Here is a 15,174-nt window from a genome sequence, read left to right as displayed (position 1 = left end):
GACCACCGCGTAATCTTGATGGGTGGCTTTGAACCGGATTGTGCTCTATTACGCTTTCACCCCGCTGCCGGACCCGGACGCCGTCCGGCTGTGGCAGCGCGCGCTGTGCGAGAAACTCGGCCTGCGCGGCCGGATCCTGATCTCCAAGGACGGTATTAACGGCACCGTCGGCGGCGAACTGAACGCGGTAAAACAGTATGTGAAAACAACGCGCGAACACTCTGCGTTCCGCAGCCTGGACGTGAAATGGTCGGAGGGCGGGGCTGAGGACTTCCCACGCCTGAGCGTCAAGGTCCGCGACGAGATCGTCTCCTTCGGCGCCCCGGGCGAGCTCAAAGTGGACAAGGACGGCGTGGTCGGCGGCGGCAAGCACCTGCGACCGGAGGAACTGCACCAGCTCATCGATGCCAAGAAGGCAACCGGCGACGACGTGGTCTTCTTCGACGGCCGCAACGCCTTCGAGGCGCAGATCGGCAAGTTCAAAGACGCCATTGTTCCGGACGTGGCCACCACCCACGATTTCATCAAGGAACTGGACTCGGGCAAATACGACGACCTCAAGGACAAGCCGGTGGTCACCTACTGCACCGGCGGGATCCGCTGCGAAGTCCTCTCATCCCTGATGGTTAACCGGGGCTTCCAAGAGGTTTACCAACTCGACGGCGGAATTGTCCGCTACGGGGAGACCTTCGGCGATGCGGGGCTGTGGGAGGGGTCGCTCTACGTCTTTGACCAGCGCATGCACCTCGAGTTCACGCCGGACGCCAAAACCATCGGAGCATGTGTCCGCTGCCAGGCGCCGACCAGCAAATTCGAGAACTGTTCCAATGCGGAATGCCGGCAGCTGACCCTGTACTGCTCCGCGTGTGCAGCGGATCCGCAGACGCTGCGCTGCCCGGACGGCTGCGCGGCCTAGCCACCCGACCGCCCCGGCATAGCTGATTTGGGACTCGGGCAGAGCGCAGGTTCACACGGCCGCGGTTTCCGGCCACAGTCCGGCGGCTGCATCCTGCGGCTCAATCTCCTCAGCCTCCGTCTTGAACACGCTCATGCCGCGCGCCTGGTAGTTGGCAACTGCCGTCGGGCCGTCCAACGAACAGGTGTGCACCCAGACCCGCCGCACCGGCGGGAACCCGTTCCAGCGTCCGTCCAAGTGCCATGCCTGCCGGATGCCCTCGGCCAGCAGCGCGCCGCCCAAACCGCGGCCGATCGCCTCGGGGAACAGTCCGAAGTACATGATTTCGACGTCTGTGCCCGCCTCGGCGGGGCGGCCCAGCAGTTCCACGTAGCCGGCCGGCGCGCCGCCGGTGTAGAGCACCCAGGTTTCCGAGCCGGCGGTGCGGACCACCTGCTCCCACTCGCTGCGGGTGAGCACCAGCCGGTCGGACCAGTTCCAGCTGCTACCTACGCTCCGGTAGAGAAATTTGCTGAATTCCGGGCTGATATGGCTCACCCGCACCACGGCGGCATCGTCCGGCAGCGGGCGGGACCCGGGAACCAGCTGGCCGGGATCGGTTTGTTCAAGGTGGGTGGTGGTGACGAGCATGCAGTCATTTAACCACCGGGCCGCCGTGCCGGGCTCACCGGACAGCCGTCGCCTGCGGCCGCCGGCGCGCCGCCAGGGTTCGGACGCATCCACCAGGTGAACGGCAGGGAAACCGGCCGGCTTACTAGACTTGGCGCGTGGACTTTGCAGATTTCTCCGATGTGCCCGGCGCTCCGGCCAGCAACAACCCGCAGCTGCTGGCGGACCTGGCCGCCGACCTGACCGCCCTGGACTACAGCGTGGATGGGGTGGCGGCACTGCTGGGAGCACAGGCCTGGGCGGCCTTCGACCGTGACCAGCTGGTCCCGGCCGTGCTGGCGACCGCCCGACTGCTGGAGGATCCGGCACACAACCGGTTGGCCGCCGTCGTGCGTTTCTGGCTGTTGGGCCGCACCGTGGAGCCGGAGCAACTGGCGCCGGCGTTCCCGCGAACAGGCCTGGACGGACTGGCCGCGCTGGGTCTGGTGGAGCACGACGGCGGTGGGTTGCGTGCCGCCGTCGACCTCCGTCCGTACGCCTTTGGCGGCACCGAACTGTGGGTGGCCAGCGATCTGGGCGCGCACCAGAGGCCCGGCGTCCTCCGGCGCGACCATGTGCTGGGCATCGGCCAAGCCTCGCTGACCTTGGCCCAGCTGACCGTCCGGACAGAAGCGGAGCGGGCGCTGGACCTCGGAACCGGCTGCGGCATCCAGTTGTTCCACCTGCTCGGGCACTGCCGGTACGTCACGGCGACCGACATTTCGGAACGGGCGCTGGCGTTCACCCGGTTCAATCTGGTGCTCAATGCCGGTGCCCTCAGGCTGGATCCGGACCGACTGTCGGCGCGGGTCAGCCTGAGGCTGGGCAACCTGTTGGAGCCGGTAGCGGGGGAACGTTTTGACCTGGTGGTGTCCAATCCGCCGTTCGTGATCACGCCGCGGCGGCCGGCGGAACGCGCCGACGAGCAGTTCACCTACCGCGACGGCGGGCTGCCCGGAGACGACATTGTGGGCGCCCTCTTCCGCACGCTCCCATCCGTGCTGGCCGACGGCGGGGTAGCCCAGCTGCTGGGCAACTGGGAAATCCCCGACGAGGCGGCCAGCTGGCATGCCCGGCTTGAGCAATGGCTGTCGCCGGACACCGACGCCTGGGTGATCCAGCGCGAACAGCTCAGCCCGGCGCAGTATGCGGAAACCTGGCTGCAGGACGCTTCGGAGAACCGCGACCCGGCGCTGTTCGCGTCGGCCTACGCCGCCTACCTTGAGGACTTCGAGTCCCGTGCGGTGCAGGCCGTTGGTTTCGGCATGGTGTGGCTGCGCCGTGCCGTAACCGGCCCCGGTGAGACGGCCGTGGAGCCGCTGCGTCGGTTCGAAGAGATCACTTACCCGATCGAGCAACCCATCGGGCCGCACGTGGCAGCAGCGGTCGAGCGCTCCGACTGGCTGGCCGCCCACGCCGCGGACTTCGGCCGCCAGCATCTGCAGGTGGCCGGGGACGTGACCGAGGAGCGGCACCAGCGGCCCGGAGCTGAACATCCCGGAGTCATCTTGTTGCGCCAGGGCGCGGGACTGCGCCGGACCAACCTGATGAGCACCGAACTGGCGGGATTCGTTTCTGCCAGTGACGGTGAACTGGACGTGGACCAGATCATCGGCGCCTTGGCGTCGCTGCTGGACCGCCCCGACCCCGACTTCCGCCGGCAGCTGTCCGCGGAGGTGCGGAACCTGGTGGCCGATGGCTTCCTGGTACCTACCAGCCAGTAGGGTCAGATCGTTTCCTGAGTGCTGCCTGTGGGAATGGCGAACACCGCGCCAGCAGCGGTGAGCGGCATTACACTTACTGATCATGACTAAGGGTTCAACCTCGACGACCGGCCGGGCGGCTGCTGCCGCAGCGGACCCCCAGCGGGAGCCGGCAGCCGGGGACAGGGTCAACATCTCCGATGCCCGGGCCATCCGGGCACTGGCCCACAACGTGCGCCTGAAAGTCATCGAAGAGCTCTTCGATACACAGCAGCCGGCCACCGCCACCGAGTTGGCCCAGCGGCACGGGTTGACGCCCAGCGCGATGAGCTACCACCTGCGCGCTTTGGAGAAGTGGGGATTCGTCAAGCGGTGTGCCAACCAGGGTGACGGCCGGGAGCGGCACTGGCAGGCGGCTGCGGGGCGCCTTGACGTGACCAGCGTGGCGGACAGCCGCGCGGCCACCCTTGGTGTGGTGGACGTGGAACTGAACGACCTGCGCGAACGTCTGTCCAAATACGTCAAACGGGACAAGCAAGCACCGGATCCGGACACCTGGCGGCAGGAAGGACACCTGGCTGCACTCAGCACGGGACGGTTCTATTTAACCGAGGAACAGCGCAAGGACCTCGGCCGAAGGATCGGCGAGATCCTGCTGGAATTCAGCCCGACCACCAACCCGGAGAACAGGGGAGAAGGGGCGGAGAAACTGTATTACGTCTTCTCCTTCCTGCCCGGCGACATCGACAACGACTAGGCCTTCGGCGGGCCCGCGGCCGGCCTTCCGGCCACCGCGGAGCCAACCGCTGCTCCAAACGGCGCGTTCTGGTTCGCGGTACTGTTGCGGCTAACCTAGTGCTGACGGTCCTCCACCCCGCCGGGTTGGAGGACGTACTTACAAGCGCATCAACATCTTTTTCTACGTAGGAGCACAGTGCCAGCCAAGGCCCGCGAAAAAACCGGCAAGAAACTCGTCATCGTCGAGTCTCCCGCCAAGGGCAAAACCATTGCCGGATACCTCGGTGAGGGCTTTGAGGTCACAGCATCCATGGGTCACATTCGTGATCTGCCCCAGCCCTCCGACCTGCCTGCTGAACTGAAAAAGACGTCCGTGGGCAAGTTTGCAGTGGACATCGAGCACAACTTCGAGCCCTATTACGTGGTATCGCCGGACAAGAAGAAGAAGGTGTCCGAGCTCAAATCAATGCTCAAGGACGCCGACGAGCTCTATCTGGCAACTGACGGTGATCGCGAGGGCGAAGCCATCGCGTGGCACTTGCTCCAGGTGCTCAAGCCCAAGGTGCCGGTACACCGGATGACCTTCAGCGAGATCACCCGGGAAGCCCTGCAGCGCGCCCTGACCGAGGTCCGCGAGGTCGACACTGACCTGGTGGACGCGCAGGAAACCCGCCGGATCGTGGACCGGTTGTTCGGCTATGAGCTCTCGCCGGTGCTCTGGCGCAAGGTCAAGGCGGGCCTGTCCGCGGGGCGCGTGCAGTCGGTGGCTACCCGGCTGGTGGTGGAGCGCGAACGTGAGCGGATGGCTTTCCGTGCGGCCTCCTACTGGGATCTCCTGGCCACGGTCCAGCCCGAGGACACTTCCAAGGGCTCGGCCTTTAAAGCCAAGCTGGTGGCCGTCGACGGCAGCCGCGTTGCCGTCGGCAAGGATTTCGACGATCTGGGCCGGCTGAAGGCCCGCACGGCCGTCCACCTGGACGAGGCCGCCGCCACCGCCTTGGCGGACTCGCTGCGCAGCGCCGAGTTCTCCGTCCGCGCCGTGGAGAACAAGCCCTACACCCGCCGCCCGGCCGCCCCGTTCACCACCTCCACCCTGCAGCAGGAAGCGGCCCGCAAGCTCCGGTTCTCCGCCCGCTCAACCATGCAGGTGGCGCAGAAGCTGTATGAAAACGGCTACATCACGTATATGCGTACCGACTCGCCGGCGCTAAGTGACCAGGCGGTCAATGCCGCCCGCCGGCAGGCTTCGGAGCTGTACGGGCCGGAGTACGTTCCGGATTCCCGCCGGGTGTACCAGGGCAAGGACAAGAACGCCCAGGAAGCGCACGAAGCCATCCGGCCCGCCGGTGATTCGTTCCGGACACCAGGGCAGGTCCGCAGCCAGCTGTCCAGCGACGAGTACCGGCTCTACGAGCTGGTCTGGAAGCGCACGGTCGCTTCGCAGATGACCGACGCCAAGGGCTCGACGTCGACGGTGCGGCTGGGGGCCACCGCCGCTGACGGTCGGGACGCCGAATTCACCGCATCCGGCACCGTGATCACGTTCCCCGGCTTCCTCGCCGCCTATGAGGAGGGCAAGGACGCCGGCCGGGAGGAGGACGACGACGCCAGCGGCGGCCGCTTGCCGAACCTGGCCCAAGGCGACGGCTTGGACGCCCAGGCGGTCGACGCCGTCGGACATGAGACCTCCGCGCCGCCGCGCTACACCGAAGCGTCGCTGATCAAGACGCTGGAAGACCGCGGCATCGGGCGTCCGTCCACCTACGCCGCCACCATTTCCACCATCATGGACCGAGGCTATGTGCGTACCCGCGGTTCCGCCCTGGTGCCGAGCTGGATCGCGTTCTCCGTGGTCCGGCTACTGGAGGAACATTTCAGCGACTACGTGGATTATGACTTCACGGCCGAGCTGGAAGAGGATCTGGACCGGATTGCCCGCGGCGAGGCCGACCGGACCGAATGGCTCTCCGGCTTCTACTACGGGGACCGCAAGGAAACCGGTCTGAACACCGTGGTCAACGACCTGGGCGAGATCGATCCCCGGCAGATCAACTCCATCGACATAGCCGATGGCATCACCCTGCGCGTGGGCAAATTCGGCCCCTATCTGGAACGAAACGGCAACGGCGAAGGCGAAGAGCCGCAGCGTGCCAACGTCCCCGACGACTTGGCCCCGGACGAGCTGACGGCGGAGAAAGCCGTCGAGCTGATGGAAACCCAAGGCCCGGGCGAGCGTGAGCTCGGCAAGGATCCGGAGACGGGCCGGACCATTGTGGCCAAGGAAGGCCGGTACGGCGCCTACGTCACCGAAGTGATCCACGAGCCGACGGCAGAGGAACTGGCCACGCAGCCGGTGGAGTACTACAAGAACGGCAAGCCCAAGCCGCCGAAGAAACCTGCCAAGGTCAAGCCGCGCACCGGGTCCCTGTTCAAGTCGATGAGCGTGGATACGGTGACCCTCGAGGATGCGCTGAAGCTGCTGAGCCTGCCGCGTGTGCTCGGTACCGATGCCGAGGGCGCCGAGATCACCGTGCAGAACGGCCGCTTCGGCCCGTACCTGAAGAAGGGGACGGATTCGCGGTCCATCGGTTCGGAAGAGGAAATTTTCACCATCACGCTGGAGCAGGCGCTGGAGATTTACTCGCAGCCGAAGACCCGTGGGGGCCGTACTGCCGCTGCACCGCTGGCCGAGTTCGGCGTGGACCCGGTGTCGGAGAAGAACATCGTGGTCAAGGACGGCCGGTTCGGTCCATACATTACCGACGGCGTCACGAACATTACGGTGCCGCGTTCCACCAGCCTGGAGGAGCTGACGCGCGAGCAGGCCGTGGAACTGCTCGCGGAGAAGCGGGCCAAGGGACCGGCAAAGGGCCCCGCCAAGAAACCTGCCCGGCGCAAGGCAACGGCCAAGAAGTAGCCCGTCCGCACGCTCCGGCAGCCTGGGCTGCCGGAGCGGGGTCCGATTTGCGGCGCCGGGGCGAGGGCGCTGCATAATATGAGAATGCGTTTGGGCGTTCTCGACATCGGTTCCAACACCGTGCATTTGCTGTTGGTGGATGCGCACCCCGGCGCCCGCCCGGTGCCCTTCGCGTCGCACAAGCGGCCGCTGTCCTTGGTGGCTTACTTGGACGCCGACGGCAACATCACGGAGGAAGGCCAGCAGGAACTCATCGGGTTCGTGCGGGAGGCCTGGCGCTTCGCCGGGCAGCACCGCGCCGAAGACATGCTGGCCTTCTGCACATCGGCCATCCGCGAGGCCGGCAACGGCCGGGCCGTGCTGGACCGGGTCAAGGCGGAAGCCAATGTCACGCTGCAGGAGCTGACCGGCCCGGAAGAGGCCGGCATGACTCTGGTGGCGGTTCGCCGCTGGTACGGCTGGGGTTCGGGCACCGTTTTGGACCTGGATATTGGCGGCGGCTCCTTCGAAATGGCGATGGGACATGACGAACAGCCCGATCTGGCCGTGTCTGTTCCGCTGGGAGCGGGCCGGCTGACCAGGCAGTGGCTGCCCGAGGACCCGCCGAGCGTGAAGAGCATCAAGGCGCTGCATGGCCACATTCGTGACACCTTGGCTCCCGCCGTGGCGGAGTTCGCCGCCTTGGGCCGCCCGGACATGGTGGTGGGAACATCCAAGACCTTCCGCTCGCTGGCCAGGATCGCTGGAGCCGCGCCCTCGGCGGCCGGTCCCTATGTACGGCGCGAACTGCACCGGATCGACCTGTCCCTGTGGGCCCGAAGGCTGGCTGCCATGCCGGTCAGCGACCGGGTGAATCTGCCCGGCGTTTCGGTGGTACGGGCGCCGCAGCTGCTGGCGGGTGCGATGGTTGCCGAAGCTGCCATGGAAATGTTCCGGATCGAGACGTTGCAGATCTGCCCTTGGGCGCTGCGCGAAGGCCTGATCCTCAAACGGTTCGACCACCTGCTCTTCGATAGTGAAGCGCCGGTCAGCCCGGTGGGCACCATGCTGGTGCAAAAGGCGGTGGAGCCGGCCCCGGCTATCGAGACGGTGGGAAGCCACTTCGGCCCTGCCGGCGGGTGAAAAAACAGGCGGGTGAAAAAACAGGCGGGTAGACCCGGCGGGTGAAGCGCGGGGTGGAGCCACCCAAGCGACGTCAGCCCGCTTTTGCCGGCGGCGGGTCTGCCATAGCGCGGCCGTGGGCGAGGCTCAACGGGGGAACACGGAGAGAGTACGCGGCTTAAATGGCGGCGCCGGCGAACACTGCGGTCGGTTGGGGGAGTCAACCGCTGTTCGCCGGCGCCCGGACCGGACCAGCAGATCCGGTCCATCATCACTCGCACCTTGATGAGGTCTTATAGACATTAGAGGGCGAAGTTGAGATAACCCCCTTAACTACCTGAAAAGCAGCTGTGAGTTGTTTGGCTGACCGCCAGTCGCCCGAAGCCAGGCGTAACCGCCCGGTGCGGCCCGTGCGGGTCCGCGTGATTCAATGGCAGACATGACTGCTGAAGCCTCTGGAACTCCCTCCACCCGCCGCACCGCCTTCCTGGGGTGCGGCTCCATGAGTGAAGCCATCCTGGTGGGCCTGCTCGCTTCCGGGACACCGGCGGAGAACGTGACGGCAACGGTACGCCGCAGCGAGCGCGCGGAGGAGCTGCGTAACCGCTATCCGGGCCTGACGGTGCTGGCGGAACACGACGACGCCGCAGCCAACGCCACCGCTGTGCAAGGCGCCGACGTCGCGGTACTGGGCGTCAAGCCGGTCGGTATTGCTGATATGTGCCGCAGCATTGGCCCGTCCCTGGCTCCGACGACGGTGGTGGTCTCCGTGGCGGCGGCAGTCACTATTGCCACCATGGAAGCGGCACTGCCGGAAGGCCAGCCGCTGGTCCGCAGCATGCCCAACACACCGCTCAAGGTCCGCCGCGGGGCCGTCGGCATCTCCGCCGGCAGCCAGGTGACCGATTCCCAGCTCAACGCCGCCCGTGAGGTGTTCGCCGGAGCCGGCACCGTCGTCGTCGTTCCGGAGGACCAACTGGACGCGGTGTCCGCGGTCAGCGGGTCCGGCCCCGCCTACGCGTTTTACCTGGCCGAGGCAATGGCCGCTGCCGGGGTGGAGCTGGGCCTGGAGCCGGAGCTGTCCATGACGCTGGCCCGCGAAACGGTGGCCGGGGCAGGCATCATGTTGGCGGAGCCGGACGCCGACCCTGCGCTCCTGCGCCGCAATGTCACCAGTCCCAACGGCACCACCGAGCGGGCCATCGCCGCTTTCGAAGAGGCCGGGTTGCCAAAGATCATTGCGCGTGGCGCGGCGGCCGCTGCGGAACGGGCGGCCGAGCTGTCCCGCGAACTGGCCTGAACTGCCTCAGCTGTCAGCCAGCCAGCCGGCCGGTCCGCGGCCGCGTTAGGGACGGGCGGCGAAGCGCTCCAGCAGGTCCACGTGGCCGGAGACAATCAGCATGTCCCGGCTGGACACCTTGGTTTCCGGCCGCGCATAGGTAAAGTCTTCGCCCGGAGACTTCACCCCCACCACCGTGACGCCGTACTTGGAGCGCACCTGTGACTCACCCAGCGTGAAGCCCTGGGTTTCCTTCGGCGGGTACATCTTCACGATGGCGAAACCGTCGTCGAACTCGATGAAGTCCAGCATCCGGCCGCCCACCAGGTGGGCGGCGCGTCGGCCGGCGTCGGCCTCCGGGTAGATCACGTGGTTGGCGCCGATGCGGGAGAGGATTTTGCCGTGCGACGGCGTGATGGCCTTGACCCAAAGATGTTCAATGCCCAGGTCCACCAGGTTCACGGTGATCAGCACCGAGGATTCGATCGACGTGCCGACTCCGACCACAGCAGCGCTGAACTCCTGGGCGCCGAGCTGGCGCAGCGCGTCGATGTTCGTGGCGTCCGCCTCCACCACGTGGGTCAGCTGCCCCGACCACTTTTGCACCAGGGCCGGGTCACGTTCGATCGCCAGCACCTCGCGGCCCTGCCGCACCAGCTGTTCAGCGGTGGACGCGCCGAAGCGGCCCAGTCCGACGACCAGCACGGGCGCGTTGTGGGCGGGGCGTTTGTACGATGCGGACTTGTCAGCCAATGATGGGCCTCTCTTCTGGGTAGTGGAACAGTTGGCGCCGTTCGCGCAGCGCCAGCGCCGCGGCCAGCGTGATGGTGCCGACGCGGCCCGCGAACATCAGTGCGCAGAGCACGTATTTGCCTTCCGGCGGCAGCTCGGCACTCAGCCCGGTGCTCAGGCCGCAGGTGGCGAACGCGGAGATGACTTCGAACAGCACCCGGTCCAGGCTGTCGCCGGTGAGGGCCAGCAGCAGTCCGGCCGCTCCGGCCACGAACGTGGCACCCATGACGATCACCGAGATGGCGACCCGCATGGCGCCTTCCGGGATGGTCCGGCCGTGGATCTTCACATCCCGGTCGCCGCGGGCCTCCGCGACGATGGCCAGGAACACGATGGCGATGGTCGTGACCTTGATGCCGCCGGCGGTCGACGCGGAACCGCCGCCGGCGAACATCAGGGCGTCGGAGAACAGCATGGTGGTCGGCTCCAGGTTGTTCATATCCACCAGATTGAAGCCGAGCGAGCGGGTCATGACGGAGGCGAACGACGCTTGGAGGATCTTCTCCCCATCGCCCATGCCGCCAATGGTCTTGGGGTTGTTCCATTCCAGGGCCCCCCACACCAGGGCGCCGACCACCAGCAGGAGCAGCGACACCTCCACGGTGAGCTTGGTATGCAGGTTCCACTTACTGAAACGCCAGCCGCGCTCCAGCAGCACCATCACCACAGGGAAGCCGAGACTGCCGAAAAACCCTCCGGCCATCAGCGGGAGCAGGATCCACGGGTCGGATTCATAGGGAACCAAACCGTCGGAATGCGGCGTGAAACCGGCATTGTTGAAGGACGAAATGGCGTAGAAAATGCCGTGCCAGACGGCTTGGGGAAAGGATTCGCCAAGCATCAGGAAGCGGGGGAACAGGATCAGGGCCAGAATCACCTCGATGATCACCGAGGTGGTGATCACAATCCGCAGCAACGTGCCGACCTCGCCGAGCCGCCCGGCGTTGCTCATGGCGGACTGGGCGATCAGTTTGCCGCGCACACCCAGCCGCTTGCTCACCATGAGTGCCAGCAGCGAGGCCAACGTCAGTGTGCCCAAACCGCCGATGAAAATGGCCAGCAGGATCACGGCCTGGCCCAGGAAAGTCCAGTGCACAGCGGTGGAGACCACCGTCAGCCCGGTGACACAGACAGCGGAAACCGCGGTGAAGAAGGCATCGTACAGAGGGGTGATTTGCCCGTCCCGGGAGGCGGCGGGCAAGGACAGCAGCCCGGTGAAGATGAGGATCACGGCCACATAGACGATCAGGGCCAGCCGCGCCGGTGAGCTGTTGGCAACGCTGTCGACGAAGTCACGGAGCGTGCGCAGGAGCCAGAATCGCCCGTGCTCCCGCTCGGCCAGCCACGAGGGCTGCTGTCTGGTCATCCCGATCGCTTCTGTCCGGCTCCGAATCGCTGCTTTGTTCCTTGCAGTAGTAAATCATCATTTAACCGGGCAGGCGCGGGACGACTGCGTGCCGGGCAGCTGTTTCGCGTAGCCTGTCTGTGATGTCAGCTACCCCAGTTCCCGCGGTTCCCACTCTGGCGGTGTGGAGCGAATCCCTCCTGGCTTACAACTTCGGGACACACCATCCCATGTCGCCGGTCCGGTTGGAGCTGACCGCCCGGCTGGCTGACGAATACGCCATCTTCCACCGGCCGAACGTCACCCTGGCAGCGGCCGAAATCGCCGGCGACGCCGAGTTGGAAACCGTGCACGACCCGGCCTATGTTGCCGCGGTAAAAGCGGTCAGCGACGACCCGACGGCGGTGGACGAAGAGCGGGGGCTGGGCACCGACGATGACCCGGTGTTTCCGGGCATGCATGCCGCCAGCGCCCGGATTGCGGGAGCCTCGCTGCAGTCGGCGGCCGCCATTTTGGATGGGTCGGCGCTCCATGCGGTCAACTTTGCCGGCGGTATGCACCATGCGGCGCGCGGCAAGGCGAGCGGCTTTTGCATTTACAACGACTGCGCGGTGGCCATCCAGCACCTACTGGACGGCGGCGTGCAGCGGGTTGCCTACGTGGACGTCGACGCCCACCACGGCGATGGCGTGCAGTCGATCTTCTACAACGACCCGCGGGTGCTGACCATCTCCCTGCACGAGACCGGCACCCACCTGTTCCCCGGAACGGGTTTTGCCAACGAAAGTGGTGGCCCGGAGGCGCTGGGCAGCTCGGTGAACGTGTCCCTTCCGCCCCGGACCGGTGATGCAGCCTTCCTGCGCGCCTTCCATGCGGTGGTCCCGCAACTGGTCAGGGCCTTCGCACCCGAAGTGATCATCAGCCAGCATGGGTGCGACAACCACGCCCGCGACATGCTGAGCAGCCTGCGCCTGAGCGTCGACGCCCAACGGCAAATGATGCTGGACCTGGCCGATCTGGCCCGCGAAGTCACCGGTGACCGGTGGATTGCCACCGGCGGCGGCGGCTACGACGTCTTTAACGTGGTCCCGCGGTCCTGGACACACATGCTGGCCATTGTTTCCGGCCGGGCCATCCCGTTGCACAGCGAGGTGCCGCAGTCCTGGCACGAGTACGTGGAAGTCCGGTACGGCCAGCAGGCGCCGCTTTATATGGGCGACGACGCGGACCTGTGGTGGCGTTCGTGGGAAGTTGGCTATGACCCGAACGACAGCGTGGACCGCACCGTGATGGCGACCCGCAAGGAAATCTTCCCGTACCACGGCCTCGATCCCTGGTTCGACTGAGCTGTTCCCTCACAGGGCACGGCGCTGCTCCGACCGCTTGGTGTAACGATTTCGCCGCTCCCGCCTTCCAGACAGCCGCCAGGGGTGCCTGCCGGGCATATATGCGATTAGGGTAATGGAATGGCCATCGATGACGTCTTTGCAGTAATTGCTGAAGGTACGCGCCGAGACATACTGGGTTCGCTTCGCAGCGGAGATAAAGCGGTCGGCGAGCTGGTTGAAGAGCTTGAAGTCAGCCAGCCGACCGTATCCAAGCATCTGAAGGTGCTGCGCGAGGCCGGCCTGGTGTCGATGCGCGCGCAGGGGCAGAAGCGTTACTACTCGCTGCGAACCGGGCCGCTGCAGGATGTGGCCGAATGGATCGTCGGTTTCGGAGTCGATGTGCTGCCGGCGGCCGAACCGGTGGCACCAGCGGTGGCGGCCGCCGTCGTTGCTCCTCAAGAGCCGGGCCACGCAGTGTCGGGGCGCAGCCTGGAGGTCCCGGTCCCAGCCAACCTCAGCCGGTCGCTCGGCCAAGCCGCCAACAAGGCAACAACCAAGGCTGCGGACCTTTTTGCGCACCTGCCCAAACTGCCGCGCCGACGCCGCGGCTGAGCCGGCCCCGTTCCGCCGGGCAAGGCCGATGTCCAGTGATCACTGGCACATTGGGTCTACGCAGCTCTCGTCCACTGGGGCATGACAATCGGCCTGTTTCGTCTCACGCGAGTGGCGGCGGGGCGCGGAACTGCCAGCGTATTTGTCCCGGAACTGCCAGCCGCACCCCCAGTCGGGCGTTACGGGGCGCTTCGGCGATATGTCAGAATGTGTTTCCTGGTTCCCGCCTCCGTGTGGTTCTCTTTGTGAGGGCCTGAAGCAAGTCGAGTGCCCCAATACGTCAGCTAGGGAAGGGACGCACCCATGGATGCCCATCTGCTTGAAGTCCGCGACGAAGTTTTCCGCCGCAACCCAGGCGAAACGGAATTCCACCAGGCAGTCAACGAAGTCTTTGACACCCTGCAGCCGCTCTCCGCCCGGCACCCCGAATACACCGATGCCGCCATCTTGCAGCGCATCTGCGAGCCCGAGCGCCAGATCATCTTCCGGGTCCCGTGGATGGACGACGCCGGCAACATCCAGATCAACCGCGGCTTCCGCGTCGAGTTCAACTCCGCGCTGGGCCCGTACAAGGGCGGGCTGCGTTTCCACCCGTCGGTATACCTGGGCATCGTCAAATTCCTGGGCTTCGAGCAGATCTTCAAGAACGCCCTGACCGGCATGCCGATCGGCGGCGGCAAGGGCGGCTCCGATTTCGACCCGCGCGGCCGTTCGGACAACGAAGTGATGCGCTTCTGCCAGTCCTTCATGACCGAGCTGTACCGCCACATCGGCGAATACACCGACGTTCCCGCCGGCGACATGGGCGTGGGCACCCGCGAGATCGGCTACCTGTTCGGCCAGTACAAGCGCATCACCAACCGCTACGAGTCCGGCGTCCTCACCGGCAAGGGCACCGGCTGGGGCGGCTCGCTGGTCCGGCCCGAAGCCACCGGCTACGGCGCCGTGCTGTTCACCCAGGAGATGCTCAAGACCCGGGGCCAGAGCTTCGACGGCCAGCGCGTGGTGATCTCCGGTTCCGGCAACGTGGCGATCAACGCCATCGACAAGGCGCAGGAACTCGGTGCCAAGGTGGTCACGGCTTCCGATTCCGGCGGCTACGTGGTGGACGAGGCCGGCATCGATGTCGAAGTGCTGCGCCAGATCAAGGAAGTTGAGCGCGGCCGCATCTCCGACTACGCCGAGCGCCGCGGCGGGTCCGTCCGCTACGTGTCCGAGGGCAATGTCTGGGATGTCAACTGCACCGTGGCGCTGCCCTGTGCGACGCAAAACGAACTGGATGACAAGGCCGCCCGCCGCCTGGTGGAAGCCGGCCTGATCGCCGTCGCCGAAGGGGCCAACATGCCCTGCACCAGTGAGGCTGCCTCCATCTTCCAAGAGGCGAATGTGCTGTTCGGTCCGGGCAAGGCAGCCAATGCCGGCGGCGTGGCCACCTCCGCGCTGGAGATGCAGCAGAATGCCAGCCGCGACGCGTGGAGCTTCGAGTACACCGAACAGCGCCTGACCGACATCATGGTGGGCATCCACGACCGCTGCGCCGAGACCGCCGATAAGTACGGCATGCCCGGCAACTATGTGGCCGGCGCCAACATCTCCGGCTTTAAGAAGGTTGCCGACGCCATGCTGGCGCAGGGGCTCATCTAGGCCCGCTGACCCAAGCAGAGGCCACTTAACGACGACGGTGCCCGCCCCCTCCGGCTTGGGTTCTAGCGGTCGTTGCAACACCCGACTTTGGGAGTTGCAACGACCGTGTCGTCTTCAAGCGAGAATCCGTCCCGGAGGCAGAGGAAGTATT

At 66.1% G+C, this 15,174-nt stretch carries 12 protein-coding genes; 9 read left to right on the top strand and 3 right to left on the bottom strand.

Going from position 1 to position 15,174, the window contains the following annotated elements; genetic code table 11:
- The first annotated feature begins 22 nt into the window (after nucleotides 1-22).
- A complete protein-coding gene (gene trhO / locus AC5RWX_RS15870) occupies nucleotides 23-916 on the top strand; it encodes an oxygen-dependent tRNA uridine(34) hydroxylase TrhO (protein ID WP_493939128.1) in 894 nt (297 codons plus the stop codon).
- A gap of 51 nt (nucleotides 917-967) precedes the next feature.
- Here trhO and AC5RWX_RS15865 read toward each other — a convergent pair whose 3' ends face one another.
- Nucleotides 968-1,546: a GNAT family N-acetyltransferase gene (locus AC5RWX_RS15865; protein WP_493939127.1), complete on the bottom strand. Its 579-nt coding sequence runs from the start codon at nucleotides 1,544-1,546 to the stop codon at nucleotides 968-970.
- A 137-nt stretch (nucleotides 1,547-1,683) separates the two neighbouring features.
- On the opposite strand from AC5RWX_RS15865, the gene AC5RWX_RS15860 reads away from it, so the two are divergent.
- The 5 genes from AC5RWX_RS15860 (at nucleotide 1,684) to proC (ending at nucleotide 9,323) form a co-directional block, all read left to right on the top strand.
- Entirely contained in the window at nucleotides 1,684-3,288 is a 1,605-nt protein-coding gene (locus tag AC5RWX_RS15860; protein WP_493939126.1) for a DUF7059 domain-containing protein, read from the top strand.
- 82 nt (nucleotides 3,289-3,370) lie between these two features.
- Entirely contained in the window at nucleotides 3,371-4,024 is a 654-nt protein-coding gene (locus tag AC5RWX_RS15855; RefSeq protein WP_493939125.1) for an ArsR/SmtB family transcription factor, read from the top strand.
- 177 nt (nucleotides 4,025-4,201) lie between these two features.
- Nucleotides 4,202-6,922 (top strand): type I DNA topoisomerase, encoded by a 2,721-nt coding sequence (topA, locus tag AC5RWX_RS15850; RefSeq protein ID WP_493939124.1) that lies wholly within the window; start codon nucleotides 4,202-4,204, stop codon nucleotides 6,920-6,922.
- Between the two features lie 84 nt (nucleotides 6,923-7,006).
- Nucleotides 7,007-8,044: a Ppx/GppA phosphatase family protein gene (locus AC5RWX_RS15845; RefSeq protein ID WP_493939123.1), complete on the top strand. Its 1,038-nt coding sequence runs from the start codon at nucleotides 7,007-7,009 to the stop codon at nucleotides 8,042-8,044.
- Between the two features lie 418 nt (nucleotides 8,045-8,462).
- Nucleotides 8,463-9,323 (top strand): pyrroline-5-carboxylate reductase, encoded by an 861-nt coding sequence (gene proC / locus AC5RWX_RS15840; protein WP_494097606.1) that lies wholly within the window; start codon nucleotides 8,463-8,465, stop codon nucleotides 9,321-9,323.
- A 45-nt stretch (nucleotides 9,324-9,368) separates the two neighbouring features.
- On the opposite strand, the gene AC5RWX_RS15835 is transcribed toward proC, so the two are convergent.
- Together AC5RWX_RS15835 and AC5RWX_RS15830 are read right to left on the bottom strand one after the other, a co-directional pair.
- Entirely contained in the window at nucleotides 9,369-10,007 is a 639-nt protein-coding gene (locus AC5RWX_RS15835; RefSeq protein ID WP_127512900.1) for a potassium channel family protein, read from the bottom strand.
- Between the two features lie 40 nt (nucleotides 10,008-10,047).
- A complete protein-coding gene (locus AC5RWX_RS15830) occupies nucleotides 10,048-11,460 on the bottom strand; it encodes a TrkH family potassium uptake protein (protein ID WP_493943739.1) in 1,413 nt (470 codons plus the stop codon).
- 122 nt (nucleotides 11,461-11,582) lie between these two features.
- On the opposite strand from AC5RWX_RS15830, the gene AC5RWX_RS15825 reads away from it, so the two are divergent.
- The 3 genes from AC5RWX_RS15825 to gdhA all read left to right on the top strand — a co-directional run bounded on the left by AC5RWX_RS15825 (nucleotide 11,583) and on the right by gdhA (nucleotide 15,023).
- The gene (locus tag AC5RWX_RS15825) at nucleotides 11,583-12,785 is read left to right on the top strand and encodes an acetoin utilization protein AcuC (RefSeq protein WP_493939120.1); all 1,203 of its coding nucleotides are present in this window, start codon (nucleotides 11,583-11,585) and stop codon (nucleotides 12,783-12,785) included.
- Between the two features lie 120 nt (nucleotides 12,786-12,905).
- The gene (locus tag AC5RWX_RS15820; RefSeq protein ID WP_493939119.1) at nucleotides 12,906-13,379 is read left to right on the top strand and encodes an ArsR/SmtB family transcription factor; all 474 of its coding nucleotides are present in this window, start codon (nucleotides 12,906-12,908) and stop codon (nucleotides 13,377-13,379) included.
- Nucleotides 13,380-13,682: 303 nt separating this feature from the next.
- Nucleotides 13,683-15,023, top strand: a complete 1,341-nt coding sequence (gene gdhA, locus AC5RWX_RS15815) for an NADP-specific glutamate dehydrogenase (RefSeq protein ID WP_494097605.1) — start codon at nucleotides 13,683-13,685, stop codon at nucleotides 15,021-15,023.
- The last annotated feature ends 151 nt before the right edge of the window (nucleotides 15,024-15,174 follow it).

It is taken from the genome of Arthrobacter sp. SPT-J7 (assembly GCF_059089965.1).
Note: the sequence above shows the minus strand (reverse complement) of the source record. Positions and strands in the feature narration are given on the sequence as shown.

Excerpts from the sequence above, each read along its gene's own strand:
- AC5RWX_RS15865 (WP_493939127.1), bottom strand. The coding sequence starts at position 1,546 with ATGCTCGTCACCACCACCCACCTTGAACAAACCGATCCCGGCCAGCTG.
- AC5RWX_RS15855 (WP_493939125.1), top strand. The coding sequence starts at position 3,371 with ATGACTAAGGGTTCAACCTCGACGACCGGCCGGGCGGCTGCTGCCGCA.
- AC5RWX_RS15845 (WP_493939123.1), top strand. The coding sequence starts at position 7,007 with ATGCGTTTGGGCGTTCTCGACATCGGTTCCAACACCGTGCATTTGCTG.
- proC (WP_494097606.1), top strand. The coding sequence starts at position 8,463 with ATGACTGCTGAAGCCTCTGGAACTCCCTCCACCCGCCGCACCGCCTTC.
- AC5RWX_RS15830 (WP_493943739.1), bottom strand. The coding sequence starts at position 11,460 with ATGACCAGACAGCAGCCCTCGTGGCTGGCCGAGCGGGAGCACGGGCGA.
- AC5RWX_RS15825 (WP_493939120.1), top strand. The coding sequence starts at position 11,583 with ATGTCAGCTACCCCAGTTCCCGCGGTTCCCACTCTGGCGGTGTGGAGC.
- AC5RWX_RS15820 (WP_493939119.1), top strand. The coding sequence starts at position 12,906 with ATGGCCATCGATGACGTCTTTGCAGTAATTGCTGAAGGTACGCGCCGA.
- gdhA (WP_494097605.1), top strand. The coding sequence starts at position 13,683 with ATGGATGCCCATCTGCTTGAAGTCCGCGACGAAGTTTTCCGCCGCAAC.